We start from the raw sequence: 14,966 nt of genomic DNA on the forward strand, positions 1-14,966 counted from the left end.
GGGGCTCTCGAACGGGCTCCGACACGAATCAGCGCGCACGGGCGTGCGCATTCCACGGAATAGAGGCACCCATGGCACCACTGACCATGGCGCGACTGGGTCGGCTGGCCCGGCGCCTCGGGACGTCGCGTATGGTCGACGCCGCGGTCCCCGTGCTCGCGACGCCGTACGTGAGATCGCGCCGGGGGACGAACATCGTTGTGTCCGCGCACTACAGCATGCAGCTCGGCATCAACTTCGACGACGACGAGGCGGCCGCTCGCCACTACTTTCACCACGGATGGAAGCTGGGCGTCGTGCCGACTCCGTTCATCGATGCTCCGGCTGTGCGCTTCTCGCGTGCGGCGTCGTTGCTGCTGCGCAATCAGCTCGCTCGTATCGCCCGAGGGGGCGAGCCGCGGACACGCTGGCTCGGAACACCCAGTCGGCTCCTGGGAAGCTTCGACGTCAGCGAGCATCTCGACGACAGCGGAGGATGGGTCGCCGGTCTCACTCGGCGCGCCCGGCGCGACCCGCGATCGGTGCGGCTCACGGTCGGTCTTCGTGAACTGAACTACGAGGAGTACATCGCGGGTTGTCGCGATCTCGTGGCGGCTTCCCGCACAGCGCTTTCGTCCGCGATGATCGATGAACGCTTCTACCGCTCTCAGGTGGGCGGGGCCCGACCGGTCTCCCGTGAAGCGGCGCTCGACGACTATCTCGCCAACGGCGAGCTCGACGGCCGTGCGCTGAATCCTTTCTTCGAAGCTGAGTGGTATTCGGTCGCCGATCGCTCACAGGGACATCGTGGGCGGCCGATCAATCTGTTCCTCGACTTCGTCGCCCGCGGCGAGCTCGGCCAGGCGAGCCCTCACTTCTGGGGAACGAAGTACCTCGAGTCCGAACCGGTCGCGAGCGACGGGGGGAGCATCCTGGCGCACTTCCTCGAGAACGCGCACCGGGACAGTCTCACGCCGTCCTCAGCGGGGGTCCGCTCGATCACCCGCGGTCAAGCGGAAGCCCTCGTCAGATCTCGTGTGCGCGATTATCACGATTCTCTCGGCCGGCTTCGCGCTCACGGTCCCGTTCGCGGCCACCACACCTCCGCCCCGCGGCGGGCGCAGGCGACGGAGACGTGCGTGGTCTTCGTCGATGAACAGCACCTCCGGGCGGCGTCGGTCATCCAGGACTTCGCGGCATCCTGCGCACAGCAATCGCTGTCCGGACTGCGCGTGGCGGTCATCGAGACTGACGACGACACCCGGACCGCCCAGCTCGACGAACTCGTCGAGGCGTCGCCATTCATCGACTTCGTCCCCCGCAACCCGACCGACACGGTCGGAGCGGTCGTCGCGGAGATCCTGCGTGACGCGCAGCCCGACGGCTGGACATTCTGGACGCCCACGCAGCGCTGGAGGCCCGAGTTCCTGTCTTCGGCTGTCGCCGCGCTCGCAGAGCAGCCAGGGGTGTCTGCGGCAGCGGTGGTGTCTCCCACGACACCGCAGCCCTGGCTGCGGTCGGACGACGCCCTCTGGCTCGACGACCTCGACGGGGCAGGCGTGGTGCTTCGGGGGACGGGTTCGCGTGCGGTGCTGCCCGATCCCTCTCTTGATCGCGGGATCGTGTGGCACGCGCTCATCGGTCTCTCGGCTTCAGGGACAGCAGCCGTTCTACCCGCCGACCTCGTCAGTCGATCGCGTCAGGGAGAAGACCCGGATCTAGAAATGCGGGCAGGGGCAAACGCCGCCCGCAGCCGGCACCTCGTCGACTTCGACCAGGACCCGGTCGGCGAGGTCACGGTCGTCATCCCCACCTACCAGGACTGGGCGATGACACTCGGTGCGGTGCGGCACGTGCTCCAGACGACGGGAGACGGTGTCGACGTCGTCGTCGTGGACAACGGCTCTCGCCGCCCGGTCGCCACCATTCTGGCCGCGTGCTTCGCATCGGACGTACGCGTCACCGTGCGTCGCATGGACCGCAATACGGATTTCGCCCTCGGGTCGAACGTCGGTGCGACGACGAAGCCAGCGCGCTGCGTCGTCTTCCTGAACAACGACACCGCTGTTCAGGAGGGCTGGCTGGAGCCGCTGGCGGGCGCGCTGTCGGAGGGCGCGGGCGCGGTTCAGCCGCTCCTGCTGTACGGTGACCGCACGATCCAGACGGCCGGAACGATCTTCTTGGGCGGGTTCTCGATGCCGAGGCATCTCTTGCCCGCCGTGCATCCGATCGATCTCGATCCAGCCATCGATGACTATCGGTTCTCAGCGCTCACGGCGGCCTGCCTCGCGATGGAATGGGCTGATTTCGCTCGACTGCGAGGTTTCGACCCGCACTATGTGAACGGCATGGAGGATGTCGACCTGTGTCTTCGTCTTCGAGCGGACGCTCGTCCGCTCGCGGTGCGAACGTCCTCACGGGTGGTGCATTTCGAATCTCGGTCGCCTGGCCGGATGGATTTCCAGCTTCCCAACCGCGCACGCTTCGCGCGGCGGTGGCGACGGGTGATCACAGCGCTCGACGACCGAGCGATCTTCGACTCAGGTCCGGTGGAGCTCCGGGATGTCATCTGGGAACGTCTGGCAGGCTCGCCGCTGTGGGAGCCCCGCCTCGTCCTGGCACGACGCGATCACTCGGCTGCCATGGTCGATGAGAGCGCGCCGTGCCTCCGGTGGGCGATCAAGACCTCCGCGACCGGTGATGCGTCGGGCGATGTGTGGGGGGATACGTTCTTCGCATCAGCGCTGGCGGATGCACTCCGCCGGTGCGGACAGGAAGTCGTCGTCGATCGTGCGAGCGCCCATGTGCGGGACTCCGGCGGCTGGGACGACGTCACGGTGACCCTGCGGGGTCTGGTCCCCTTCACCCCTCAGCCGGGCGCGACCAACCTGCTGTGGGTCATCAGTCATCCCGATCTCGTCACCCGACAAGAGCTGGAATCGGGTTACGATCGCATCTATTCTGCGGGTGAGATCTGGGCCCAGCACGTTCGGGATCGGTGGGGTGTCGATGTGCATACGATGCTGCAGGCCACCGACGCCTCGAAGTTCAACCTCGAGGCCAGGGGAGGCGCTGCGCACGAGGTGCTCTTCGTGGGACGGACCCGAGGCGTGTCGAGACGGATCGTGTCCGACGCCATCGACGCGGGTGCGCAGCTCGCCGTGTTCGGCGACGACGGCTGGGACCGATTCATCGAGCCGCGCTACCTCAAGGGAACAGGCATAGACAACGACGATCTGCCTGGCGCGTACGCGGGGGCGACGTTCGTGTTGAACGATCACTGGCGCGACATGGCGGAATTCGGCTTCTTCTCCAATCGGCTGTTCGATGCGGCGGCGACCGGCGCGCGCGTCATCAGCGACCCCGTCCCCGGGATGACCGAGCTGTTCGAGGGGCAGGTTCAGTCCTACGAGAGCGTCGACGAGCTGCGAGCCCTCCTGGATCCGGCATCCGATCGATGGCCCGAGGACTCCGAGAGGGAGCGTCTCGCACGTTCTGTCGCTTCTGAGCACTCGTTCGATGCTCGGGCTCGACGGTTGCTGAATGACGCACTCGCGATGCGCGGGAGAAATGGGTGACTGTTGGCTGACCTGAAGATCGTCATGACCCTCATGGTGAGGGATGAAGCGGACATCATCGCCGCGATGATCGAGCATCATCTCTCACAGGGCGTAGACCTCATCATTGCCACGGACAACGGCTCCGTCGACGGAACTCGAGAGATCCTCGCCGACTATGCAGCATCCGGCCGCGTCGAGGTGCACGATTACCTCGCGCATGACAAGAACCAGACCGGCGTCGTCTCGGAGATGGCCTCGCGCGCAGCGTCTGAGCATGCGGCCACCTGGGTGATCAATGCGGATGCCGATGAGTTCTTCATCGCAAAGGATCCGCGGCTCACGCTGCGGGATGCCCTCTCACGGATCCCGACGAGCATCGGCTCATTTCCGGTCCCGGTGGTGAACCTCACGGGCGTCCCGGCGAGAAGCGGCGCGTGGATTCGGCGGCTCACCCAGCGCGATGTGCGCGAGGAGAGCACCCTGATGAGCACTGTCGCGCTCCATGCCCATCCCACGGCCGACGTGGTGCACGTCGGCCGCGTCGGTGTGACGGTGCAGCAGGGCAACCATGGCGTCGACATCCCGAGCCTGGGCACGCCGGACGCCCGGTTCGCGCTGGAGGTCCTGCATGTGCCGTGGCGCACGTACTCCCAGTACGAGACCAAGGTGATCAACACGGGGCGCGCATACGATGCGAACCCGCTCCTGAACCCGAGTCCACGCCATCACGGCATGCGAGACTACAGATTCTGGAAAGCGGGCGTGCTCGAGTCGCTGTACCTCGTGCGGCATCCCGGTCAGCACCCGGGATCCAGCGAGGTGCCGTCGGAGGGCTTCGCTTCCGAGACCAGACTCGAAACGACATTGGCGGAATTGCTGCAGTCTGGTCGTGCCATCGTCCCCGGCCGCCTGGAACCCCTGCTCGCCGCGCCCGGCGACCAGTACACCATCGCCGAGCGTCACTCGGCGGAGGCCATAGCCGGAGTCGTGATCCCGCTCGAGATCGAGCACATCGACGCAAGCACCCGCTGGCGAGACCTCTACCGAGCGGAAGCAGCACAGCGTCGGCGTGCGGAATCCGAGCGAGAGCACGCGGAAAGCGTCGTGAGCCGTCTGAGAGCGCGGCCGGAGGCGCGCCTACGCGCGCTTGTGCGCAGGGCGCTGGATGCCCCGCGAGCGCTGGCGTCGCGTGGCGTGCGCGCGTTCCGATCCTCGGGAGGAGCGGGTGGCGCCTGAGACTGCGACCGGCTCAGGCGCGCAAGCGCCGGGCGGTGTCGGCATCCCACGGGTGACACGACCGGAGCTCGTGGTTCTCGCAGCGCTCACGGCGGCTTTCGCTGCGATGCTCACGCTCTGGGCGTTTCTCACCCCTATCTACGGCGCACCGGACGAGCATGCGCATTTGAACAGCGCCATCCGCCTGACGCAAGGGCTCACCTGGCCGGCACCAGGTGACGCGCGCCTGAGTGAGGCTGTGGTCGCGGCGCGAGACGAGGCCGCTCTGGCAGGACGCGACCGATCGACGTTCAGCGAGCTGATGGCGGACCACCCCGGTGACGGCGGTGTCGACCAGATGACACAGCACCCGCCGCTCTATTATCTGCTCGCGGCAGGCGCGCTCCAGGCGGTCGGCTATGAGCAGCTGCGCGCCGATGTCGCGCTGCTCTCGCTCCGCCTCGGCGGAGTCCTCCTGATGCTGCCGCTGCCGTCGCTGCTATGGGATGCCGCCCGCCGCATGACCGGCTCGTCCAAGGCGGGAATTCTCGCGGCAGCGAGCATCTTCCTCGTTCCGCAGCTGGGACAGATCGCGGGGGCCGTGTCCAACGATGGGCTAACCATCCTGCTGTGCTCGGTCGTCGGCTGGCTCTGCGTACGAGTGATGACGGGCGATGACCGTCGCCGGACCGTTGTCGCTGTGGGAATCAGCTTGGGAGTGGCACTTCTCGCCAAGGGAACGTCCCTGCCATTCATTCCTTTCGTAGCGGCGGTGCTGTTGGTCTGGCCACGTGGGGTGCGCATTCGGACGCGTGTGATCCGCTCTGTCACGGCACTCGCCATCGCCTTCGCTCTCGGAGGGTGGTGGTGGTTGCGGAACCTGTTGATATATGGCGACCTTCAACCCAGTGGTCTGGCCGGCATCCGCCAGACCGTTCCCTGGGAACCGGGTACCGGACCAGATCTCGTCAGCTATCTCGACGTGATGTGGATCCGCGTGACGACGAGCTTCTGGGGCGACTTCGGCCTCCTCGACTATGCGTTGCCGGACTTCCTGACAGACCTGCTCAGCATCGTCTCGCTCGCGATGATCGTGGTCTATTTCCTCGTGCGGGACCGCGACAAGCTGCGCATGGCGGTGCTGATGTCGCTCCCGACTCTCTTGGTCCTGATGCTCATCGTCAACACCTGGCGGCACTACGTGCGCACTCAGCTCTTCGCCGGTATGCAGGGGCGCTACCTCTTCGTTGCGATCCTCATCCTGGTGGTGATGAGCGCCGTGGCTTGGCGTCGGCTCATCCCTGCTGCTCATCGACGGCGTGTGGGGACGGGGCTCCTCATTGCCTTCGTCCTTGTGGCTGCGGTCGGTCTCTTTCGTGCGTACGCCGGCGCATACGAAGCGGACTTCTACCGTCTGACGAGAGATGGCTTGTCGCAGTGGGCGCTGCTGTCACCCGGGGGAATCTCGGGAGTCGTGATATCGAGCCTGCTGATGGCGGTGCTGATGGTCGGCGCCGTGATCGTCACCTTGCGATTCATCCGATCCGACGCGGCAGCGGACAGCCAGCGCGAGAGTGGTTCGCGGTAGGGACTGCCCATCTCTGGCAGGGACGGCTGAACGGTGCCAGGACCAAGCGTCCTATTGGGCGGTGTCCGCGAGGAAGGACCTCAGCGACGCGATCGCATCCGTGGGGGTGTATCCGGTGTTCTCGATCTTGGTGGTGTCGAGGGTGCTGTTGTGGGGTCGTGGTGCGGTGGCGTGCTCCGCGGTGGAGTAGTAGTCGGTGGTGGTGACGCCGGTGATGCGGGCGGGGTCGTGTCCGGTGAGGGTGTAGACGGTGCGGGCGATGTCGGCCCACGTGTGTGGTTCGCCGGTGCCCGTGAGGTTGTAGGTGCCGTGGGGGGCGTGGGTGGTGAGGAGGTGGTGGATGCCTTCGGCGAGCGTGGGGGTGAAGGTGAGGCGTCCGGTCTGGTCGTCGACGACGCGGGGGTCGGTGCCGCGTTGGGCGAGGCTTGCCATGGTGCGGACGAAGTTGTGGCCGTCGCCGATGACCCAGCTGGTGCGGAGGATGTAGTGGCGGGGGACGGTGGTGACGATCGCGTCGCCGGCGGCTTTGGTCTGTCCGTAGACGCCGAGAGGGCTGACGGGGTCGGTTTCGGTGTAGGGGCAGTCGCTGGTGCCGTCGTAGACGTAGTCGCTGGAGATGTGGACGAGGGTGATGCCGTGCGCGGTCGCGATGCGGGCGAGCGCGGCGACGGCGGTGACGTTGACGGCCCAGGCGTCGGTGCGGCCGTGGGGGGTTTCGGCGGTGTCGACGGCGGTGTGGGCGGCGGCGTTGACGATGGTGTCGTAGTCGCGCCAGCGGCGTGCGGTGGGCAGCGCGGGGCTGGTGAGGTCGAGGTCGGCGCGGGTGGCGTACTCGATGTGGGGCTGGTCGCCCCAGAGGGCGTGGAGGGCTCGGCCGAGCTGCCCGTTCGCGCCGAGCACGAGGGTCTTCCGGGGGGCCATGGGGGTAACGTCCGTCAGGCGGGGGTGGGCTTTGTCCTTGTCGCTGATCTCGACCTGGTCCAGGGGGATGGGCCAGTCGATTCCGGCGGTTTCGTCGGCGAGGTTCAGGAAGGTGTATTCGGCGGTGGGGGACCAGTGGTCGTTGACGAGGTAGGTGTAGGCGGTGTCGGGTGCGAGGGTCTGGTAGGAGTTCCCAACGCCGCGGGGCACGAAGATCGCCTTCGAGGGGTCGAGTTCGGTGGTGAACACGGTCCCGAAGGTGGGGCCCTCGCGCAGGTCGACCCAGGCGCCGAAGATGCGTCCGGTCGCGACGGACACCCATTTGTCCCAGGGTTCGGCGTGGATGCCGCGGGTGGTGCCGGCGGCGTCGTTGTAGGAGATGTTGTTCTGCACGGGCCCGAAGTCCGGGAGGCCCGCGGCGGTCATCTTCTCCCGCTGCCAGTTCTCCTTGAACCAGCCGCGGGCGTCGCCGTGGACGGGCAGGTCCCACACGACCAGCCCCGGGATCGGGGTCGGGGTGGCGGTGAGCTTCTTGCCGAACTCCGTCACAGGGGTATGTCCTTCGTGTTGTCGCTGGCCCCGTGCCGATGCGCGGACCGGGGCGTCGGCGAGGGATGCGGGTCTACTGGCCTTTGGTGGCGTAGAACGCTTCGGTGGCGTCTTTGGCCGGCGCCCACCAGTCCGCGTGGGTGCGGTACCAGTCGATCGTCGCGGCCAGGCCCGCTTCGAAGTCGGCGTACTGGGGCTGCCAGCCCAGCTCGGTGCGCAGCCGGGTGGAGTCGATCGCGTACCGCAGGTCGTGGCCGGCCCGGTCGGTGACGTGGTCGTACGCGTCGGCGGGCTGTCCCATCAGGGTGAGGATCATCTCCACGACGGTCTTGTTGTCCTTCTCGCCGTCCGCGCCGATCAGGTAGGTCTCCCCGATCGTGCCGCCCTTGAGGATGGTCAGCACGGCGGAGGAGTGGTCGTCGGCGTGGATCCAGTCCCGCACGTTCTGCCCCGCCCCATACAGTTTCGGGCGGATCCCGCGAATCACGTTCGTGATCTGCCGGGGGATGAACTTCTCGACATGTTGGTACGGGCCGTAGTTGTTCGAGCAGTTGCTGATCGTGGCCTGTACCCCGAAGGAGCGCACCCACGCCCGCACCAACAGATCCGACCCCGCCTTCGTCGACGAGTACGGCGACGACGGGTTGTAGGGGGTGGTCTCGGTGAACTTCGCCGGGTCGTCCAGCTCCAGGTCTCCGTACACCTCGTCGGTGGAGATGTGATGGAACCGGCGCCCGTGGCGGCGGGCGGCTTCCAGCAGCGTGTACGTGCCGATGATGTTGGTGTCCAGGAACGGACGCGGGTCATCGAGGGAGTTGTCGTTGTGGGACTCCGCGGCGTAATGCACCACCGCGTCCACCCGCCCGAACAGGTCATCCACCAGACCCGCATCGGCGATGTCGCCCTGCACGAACTCCACCCGGTCCTCGGGGAGCCCGGCCAGCGAGGCACGGTTCCCGGCGTAGGTGAGCTTGTCCAGCACCGTGACGCGATCGTCGGTGTGCGCCACGACATGGTGGACGAAGTTCGATCCGATGAACCCGGCACCACCGGTCACCAGCAGCCTACGCATCAGCGTCCCCTCTCCAGCAGCTCCAGCAAGTACCGGCCGTACCCGGACTTCACCAGCGGACGCGCTCGCTCGGCGAGCTGCTCATCCGACAGGAACCCCTGCCGCCACGCGACCTCCTCCGGCGCACCGATCTTCATCCCCGTACGCCGCTCCATCGTGCGGACGTACTCCGCCGCGTCGAGCATGTCGTCCACCGTCCCGGTGTCCAACCACGCCGTCCCCCGCGGCAGCACCTCCACCTGCAGCTTCCCCCGCTCCAGATACGCCCGGTTCACATCCGTGATCTCGTACTCGCCCCGCGCCGATGGCCGCAGTCCCCGCGCGATCTTCACCACATCGTTGTCGTAGAAATACAGCCCCGGGACCGCGTAGTTCGACTTCGGCTCGGCCGGCTTCTCCTCCAAAGACACCGCCCGACCATCCCCGTCGAACTCGACCACCCCGTACGCCTGCGGCTCGGCGACCCAGTACGCGAACACCGCCCCACCATCGACATCCGAGAATCGCTTCAGCTGCGTTCCCAGACCCGGCCCGTACAGCAGGTTGTCACCCAGCACCAACGCCACCCGGTCATCCCCGATGAACTCCGCACCGATCGTGAACGCCTGCGCCAACCCGTCCGGCGACGGCTGCACCGCGAACGACAACCGCACCCCGAACTGCGACCCATCACCCAGCAGCCGCTCGAACGCGGCCGCGTCATGCGGCGTCGTGATCACCAGGATCTCGTCAACCCCCGCCAGCATCAACGTCGACAACGGGTAATACACCATTGGCTTGTCGAACACCGGCACCAGCTGCTTCGACACCCCCAACGTGATCGGATGCAGACGCGTCCCGGAACCCCCGGCCAGAATGATGCCCTTCACAGGCATCTATCCTGCCATCTTAGGTCAGTCAGCGAGCGCGCGGCGGAAGTAGTCGACCGTGCGACGCAGGCCGTCGGTGAGCGGGACGGACGGCTCCCACCCGAGTTCGCTCCGTGCGAGCGAGATGTCGGGCTGGCGCTGCTTGGGGTCGTCCTGCGGGAGAGAACGGTGCTCGATCGCGGAGCCGCTGCCGGTGATCTCCAAGACCGCTTGGGCGAGCTCGAGCATGGTGAACTCGCCGGGGTTGCCCACGTTGATCGGGCCGGTGACCTCGTGCCCGGTGTCCATGAGGCGCACCATGCCGTCGACGAGATCATCGACATAGCAGAACGAGCGCGTCTGCGAGCCGTCGCCGTAGATCGTGATCGGCTCACCGCGGAGCGCCTGGACGATGAAGTTCGACACGACGCGGCCGTCGTTGGGGTGCATACGCGGACCGTAGGTGTTGAAGATCCGGATCACCTTGATGTCGAGGGCATGCTGACGTCGGTAGTCGAAGAACAGCGTCTCGGCGGCGCGCTTGCCCTCGTCGTAACAGCTGCGGGGACCGATGGGGTTGACGTTCCCCCAGTACTGCTCGGTCTGCGGGTGCACCGCGGGGTCGCCGTAGACCTCGGAGGTGGAGGCCTGGAGCACCGGCACGCGCAGACGCTTGGCGAGGCCGAGCATGTTGATCGCGCCGACCACGCTCGTCTTCGTTGTCTGCACCGGGTCGTGCTGATAGTGCACTGGTGACGCGGGGCAGGCGAGGTTGTAGATCTGGTCGACCTCGACGTAGAGCGGGAACGTCACGTCGTGACGCAGGACCTCGAAGCGCGGGTTGCCGAACAGGTGCTCGATGTTGCGCCGCGATCCGGTGAAGAAGTTGTCGACGCAGATGACGTCGTGACCCTCGGCGAGAAGTCGCTCGGACAGATGCGAGCCGATGAAGCCCGCGCCGCCGGTGATCAGAACCCTGGATGACACCTCGGTAGCGTAGCACCGGGGCACGTGCCGCTCAGCGGGTGGTGGACACCATATTCCGCTGCCCGAATGTGCGCCCCAGCCCGCCCTCGAGGCGGCCGAGGAACATGGGCCAGCCGTCGAGGGCGGTGATGGGGCGCGCGTTGCGCACCCCGTAGAGCAGCCCTGCCGCAGTGAATGCCGCGCGCCACCACCACGGGTAGCGGTGGATCCTGAGCGCGTGCCCCGTGCCGCGGCCGTATGCCCGCAGCTTGCGACGGCGCTCCGCCGTCGTCAGCCCGAACGCCGTCGAGATCCCCTCGACGTAGACATCGTGGGGGAGCCAGGCGAAGCCCTCGGCCATCTCGGAGCGCGCCCCCAGGGCGCGCAGGAGCAGGTCGGTCCCCTCGGCGACCTGCCAAGGGGTCGCCGCCCCAGGACCCATCCGCTCGTCGAACCCGCCGATCTGCTCGAAGACGAAGCGCCGCAGCAGGATCCCCATCTCGATCACGCTCCAGACGTTCCACCGGTCGAGGGGAGTGCCGGCCGGCGGCAGCGTGGTCTTCGGGCCGCGTTCGTCCCACGAGGTGAAGCCGCCCGCGAGGAAGCCGGGATCGGCGACGCCCTCGCGAACCCGACCGAGCACGCCGGCGGGGAAGACGGTGTTGTCGTTGGGGAAGAGCAGCACGGCATCACCGGCGCCGAGCACCGCAACCCCCGCGTTGCGTCCGCGCGACGCACCGCGCGCCGACTCGGTCGCCAGGACCGGCACACCTCGATCGGCGAACTCCGCCGCCAGAGCGGCGACCTCGTCGCCGCGTCCCTGCGCCACAAGGACCACGCGGTCGCCAGCCTCCAGCTGGCCCTCCACAGACTCGAGGAGTGCGCGAAGCGGGTCGAGGCGTCCGAGCGTCGTGACTACCAGGGCAAGATCCACCCGTCCATTCTGCCCGACGCGGCCGCTGCGGCCTCGATCGCCTCGGTCAGGGAAGGCGGTCGAAGGCCGGGTAGGCGGGATCGGGAGCGTCGCGGCCGAGGCGCCAGCCCGCAAGCACGTAGCGGGCGCCACGGAGATCGCCGGTGATCGCGGTGATCAGGGTCTTCGCGCCGAGGCGTGCGTAGCCCGTCACCCGGGTGCGTCCGCCGTGCAGCCGCAGGAAGTGTCGGAACGCCTGGCTGGAGTATGCGAGTATGCGCGACCCTGCCCGCGCGTGCGACGACGACACGGCGTGTACCAGGCGGGCGTCCCCGACCTCGGCGAAGGCGATTCCGTGGCCGCTCAGCCGCAGCCCGTACTCGACGTCCTCCCAGTACATGAAGAAGCGTTCGTCGAGGAGACCCGCCGACTCCAGCGTTTCTCGCCGGAGCAGCACGCACGCCCACGTGAGGAAGTCCGGCTGTTCGCCGGGCCGGGGCTGGCGGATGCTCCATGTGACGCGGGAGAGCACACCCCCCGCCGAGAACTCCTGCCCCTCCGGAGTGACGATGCGCGGCCCGACGACGCCGAGGGCGGGCGAGCGGTCGAGCTCCGCACGCAGCAGCTCGAGGTCGGCTGCGGTCAGGGTGGCGTCGTTGTTGATCACGAGCAGCTGATCGATCGACGCGTCCGCGAGCAGCTCCCGCATCCCGGCGTTCACGCCCACGGCGAAGCCGGTGTTCGCGTCCAGCTCGCGGAACGACAGGCGCGGATCGGCAGGGATCGCCGAGGCGATGGTGCCGTCGGCCTCGTTGTCGACCACGACGACGCGCGACACCGCATCGCCGTCGAGCAGGTGCGCCACGCAGGCCGCCGTCTGGTCGCGGTCGCGCCACGTGAGCACGACCGCGCCGACCGTGGGGCGGGCCTGCGGGGCGGGAGAGGTCTCAGTCGTCATGGTGCTCCCGGTCTCGATCGAGCAGGTGTGCGGCGTCGGCCGCGTCGAGCGCGCGCACGGCCGCCGCGCAGGGCCGCCACAGCAGCAGGGTCGCCGCACCCTCGGTGACCGCGTAGCCGATCGCCGCGCCGAGCGGGCCGATCGCGATCGCGAGGGCGATCATGACCGGCACGCCCACCGCCGTGGCGATCAGGCTGGCGCGCATCACGACAGCCGCCTGGCCGGCGGGGAAGAGCGCGTGACGGGTCATGGACGTGCGGATGCTCAGGAACATGAACACCAGGCCCATCGCGATCAGCAGGTCGACGCCGGCGGCGGCGTCGGCGCCGAACAGGACCAGGCTCACCCAGTGGCCCAGGGCCGCCAGCACGATCCCGCCCAGCAGTCCGAAACCTGTGTGGGCGAGGAGAGCCAGGCGCACCCGGCGTCCGCGCGCCGGGCCGGTGACCTCTCCCACCCAGCTCTGCAGTGCGCTCGCGAGCGTGAAGGGCAGCACGCTGCCCAGCTTGAACATCTTGTCGGCGGAGGCGAACCCGGCTGCGGCATCCGGCGCGGCGGTCACGTTGACCAGCGGTGCGGGCACGCTCGAGTATGCGCTGAGCGCGGCGTCGTTGAGCGCCACGGGGAGGCCGGTGCGGAGCAGGCCCGGCAGGTCGTGCGTGCCGGGCCACGGTCCGGGGTGACAGCGCAGCAGGCGTGCGGTGAACAGGCCGGTGCCCACCAGCGTGACCGCGATGCCGGCGAGCGGGAACAGCTCGACGATGCCGGTCGCGGCGATCGCCGCGGCCGAAGCCGCGGTGGCCGCGACGCGGGGCACCGCGTCGTAGAAGATGATCGTGCGCGGCTGTCCGACTCCGGCGCAGTACCACGTGAACGACAGGGCGATGAGCGCGCCCTGCACGCCCATCAGGACCGTGAGCCATTCCGCACCCGGCGACGCGACCAGCCAGCACACGACGCCGAGCACGGGGATCGACACGGCGGCCAGGAGCAGCCGCACGACGAGCGATTCGCGGTAGAGGCGCGCGCGCTCGTCGATCCCCGAGGCGATGGAGATGAGCGCTGGACCGATGGCCGGCCAGCCGTAGCCGACCACGATGGCGGCGAACGTGCCGATCGACTCGCCGGCGATCGCGCTGGCCCAGCCGCCAGGCCCGGCCTCGCGCGAGACGAGCGGGAGGACGATCAACGGCGACACGGCGGCGATCGCCGGCAGCAGCATGAAGCCGACGAGGCGGCGGCGCAGGGGATCGGCCGTCATGCGCCTGCCTCCGGTCGGTCTCCGTGAAGAGCGTCGCGAAGGACTCCGGCGGTGGCGGTGGCGGCCCGCTCCCATGTGAAGCGCTCGGCCCACTCCCTCGCGGTCGTGCGCGCCGCCTCGGCGGGCGGGTCCGACAGCGACGAGCGCAGTGCGCGCCCGAACCCCGCCGCGTCCGTGGCGTCGGCGTAGCGGGCGGCATCGCCGCCGACTTCGCGCAGAACCTCGATGTCGTTGGCGAGCACAGGGACCTCTCGGCGGAGTGCATCGACGACGGGCAGCCCGAACCCCTCCGCCAGCGACGGACAGACGTACAGGTCCGCGACGGCGTAGAGCGCTTCGAGCTGCTCGGCGCCGACCCATCCGGGCAGCACGACGTCGGCGTCCAGCCCGAGCGCGGAGCGGAGCCCCGTCAGCGGATCGGCGGACCCGCCGCCCGTGATCACCGCGAGCGGCCGGTCTTCGGCGGCGACGGACGCCAGCGCGCGCAGGAGGCCGGCAAAGTTCTTGTGGGGCAGCCGGTTGCCCGTGCTCAGCACGATCGGGCGACCGCGGTGCACACCGAGGGGGGCGACGGCCGCCCACGGATCGGCGGGCGCGAAGCCCGCGCTCGACCCGTTCGGGACGACGGCGATGCGGTCGGCGGACACCCCGATGTGCGTCCGGATCGCGCGGGCGGCGGCCTGCGAGACGGTAACGACGGCGTCCGCGGTGACAGCAGATCGGGTCATCAGCCACGAGGTTATCGCGCTCACCACGCGGGCGATGGGCGAGCCGTGCGCCTCGTGGTAGATGGCGTCGTGCACCGTGACCACCCGGCGGCTCGGCCCGCGGCGTATCGGGCCGAAGTTTGCGGGGCACCAGACCAGGTCGGCACCCGCCGCGCGGGCGGCGCGGGTCGTGCCGAACACCGCGCCCAGGGCCCAGCTGACGCGATCGGCGCCGACCGTCCGCAGCGTGCGCACCTGTCCCGGGAAGAACGCGCGCACACGATCCGCGCCGACGCGGTTCGCCAGGGCGATCAGCTCCACACCGGGCAGTGCGTCGGGCAGGCGGGGAGCGATCTCGCGGACGTACGTCTCGGTGCCACCGCGCGTTCCGGTGTACGAGAGGAGGTCCACGAGGATCCGGTCGGGCAT

11 protein-coding genes are annotated in these 14,966 nt (G+C 68.6%); 3 read left to right on the forward strand and 8 right to left on the reverse strand.

The window, feature by feature from the left end; all coding sequences use genetic code 11:
- Positions 1 to 71 precede the first annotated feature (71 nt).
- From ACGG9C_RS02450 to ACGG9C_RS02460, 3 genes are all read left to right on the forward strand, one after another.
- Positions 72 to 3,557, forward strand: a complete 3,486-nt coding sequence (locus tag ACGG9C_RS02450; RefSeq protein WP_390178201.1) for a glycosyltransferase — start codon at positions 72 to 74, stop codon at positions 3,555 to 3,557.
- A 3-nt stretch (positions 3,558 to 3,560) separates the two neighbouring features.
- Positions 3,561 to 4,775: a glycosyltransferase family 2 protein gene (locus tag ACGG9C_RS02455; RefSeq protein ID WP_286795205.1), complete on the forward strand. Its 1,215-nt coding sequence runs from the start codon at positions 3,561 to 3,563 to the stop codon at positions 4,773 to 4,775.
- 106 nt (positions 4,776 to 4,881) lie between these two features.
- On the forward strand, positions 4,882 to 6,342 hold the full coding sequence (locus tag ACGG9C_RS02460; protein WP_286795203.1) for a DUF2142 domain-containing protein: 1,461 nt from the start codon (positions 4,882 to 4,884) through the stop codon (positions 6,340 to 6,342).
- Between the two features lie 51 nt (positions 6,343 to 6,393).
- Here ACGG9C_RS02460 and ACGG9C_RS02465 read toward each other — a convergent pair whose 3' ends face one another.
- From ACGG9C_RS02465 to ACGG9C_RS02500, 8 genes are all read right to left on the reverse strand, one after another.
- A complete protein-coding gene (locus ACGG9C_RS02465) occupies positions 6,394 to 7,812 on the reverse strand; it encodes a bifunctional dTDP-4-dehydrorhamnose 3,5-epimerase family protein/NAD(P)-dependent oxidoreductase (RefSeq protein ID WP_286795201.1) in 1,419 nt (472 codons plus the stop codon).
- A 73-nt stretch (positions 7,813 to 7,885) separates the two neighbouring features.
- Positions 7,886 to 8,884, reverse strand: a complete 999-nt coding sequence (gene rfbB, locus ACGG9C_RS02470; RefSeq protein WP_286795199.1) for a dTDP-glucose 4,6-dehydratase — start codon at positions 8,882 to 8,884, stop codon at positions 7,886 to 7,888.
- The gene (gene rfbA / locus ACGG9C_RS02475) at positions 8,884 to 9,753 is read right to left on the reverse strand and encodes a glucose-1-phosphate thymidylyltransferase RfbA (RefSeq protein WP_286795209.1); all 870 of its coding nucleotides are present in this window, start codon (positions 9,751 to 9,753) and stop codon (positions 8,884 to 8,886) included. The genes rfbB and rfbA overlap by 1 nt, the downstream gene beginning before the upstream one ends.
- A 24-nt stretch (positions 9,754 to 9,777) precedes the next feature.
- Positions 9,778 to 10,719, reverse strand: a complete 942-nt coding sequence (locus ACGG9C_RS02480) for a UDP-glucuronic acid decarboxylase family protein (RefSeq protein WP_288420044.1) — start codon at positions 10,717 to 10,719, stop codon at positions 9,778 to 9,780.
- A gap of 31 nt (positions 10,720 to 10,750) precedes the next feature.
- On the reverse strand, positions 10,751 to 11,632 hold the full coding sequence (locus ACGG9C_RS02485; RefSeq protein ID WP_288420043.1) for a glycosyltransferase family 2 protein: 882 nt from the start codon (positions 11,630 to 11,632) through the stop codon (positions 10,751 to 10,753).
- Between the two features lie 46 nt (positions 11,633 to 11,678).
- Positions 11,679 to 12,569, reverse strand: coding sequence for a glycosyltransferase family 2 protein (locus ACGG9C_RS02490; RefSeq protein WP_288420042.1), 891 nt, complete (start codon positions 12,567 to 12,569; stop codon positions 11,679 to 11,681).
- Positions 12,559 to 13,830 carry a lipopolysaccharide biosynthesis protein gene (locus tag ACGG9C_RS02495; protein WP_288420041.1) on the reverse strand — a complete coding sequence of 424 codons (1,272 nt, stop codon included), beginning with the start codon at positions 13,828 to 13,830 and terminating at the stop codon, positions 12,559 to 12,561. Before ACGG9C_RS02495 ends, ACGG9C_RS02490 begins: the two co-directional genes overlap by 11 nt.
- Positions 13,827 to 14,966: a glycosyltransferase family 1 protein gene (locus tag ACGG9C_RS02500; RefSeq protein ID WP_288420040.1), complete on the reverse strand. Its 1,140-nt coding sequence runs from the start codon at positions 14,964 to 14,966 to the stop codon at positions 13,827 to 13,829. Before ACGG9C_RS02500 ends, ACGG9C_RS02495 begins: the two co-directional genes overlap by 4 nt.

Source organism: Microbacterium sp. MTN4-26 (genome assembly GCF_042846595.1).
GTDB lineage: Bacteria > Actinomycetota > Actinomycetes > Actinomycetales > Microbacteriaceae > Microbacterium > Microbacterium luteum.

Coding starts and splice junctions, on each gene's coding strand:
- ACGG9C_RS02500 (WP_288420040.1), bottom strand. CDS start 14,966: ATGCCCGACCGGATCCTCGTGGACCTCCTCTCGTACACCGGAACGCGC.
- ACGG9C_RS02495 (WP_288420041.1), bottom strand. CDS start 13,830: ATGACGGCCGATCCCCTGCGCCGCCGCCTCGTCGGCTTCATGCTGCTG.
- ACGG9C_RS02490 (WP_288420042.1), bottom strand. CDS start 12,569: ATGACGACTGAGACCTCTCCCGCCCCGCAGGCCCGCCCCACGGTCGGC.
- ACGG9C_RS02450 (WP_390178201.1), top strand. CDS start 72: ATGGCACCACTGACCATGGCGCGACTGGGTCGGCTGGCCCGGCGCCTC.
- rfbB (WP_286795199.1), bottom strand. CDS start 8,884: ATGCGTAGGCTGCTGGTGACCGGTGGTGCCGGGTTCATCGGATCGAAC.
- ACGG9C_RS02460 (WP_286795203.1), top strand. CDS start 4,882: ATGCTCACGCTCTGGGCGTTTCTCACCCCTATCTACGGCGCACCGGAC.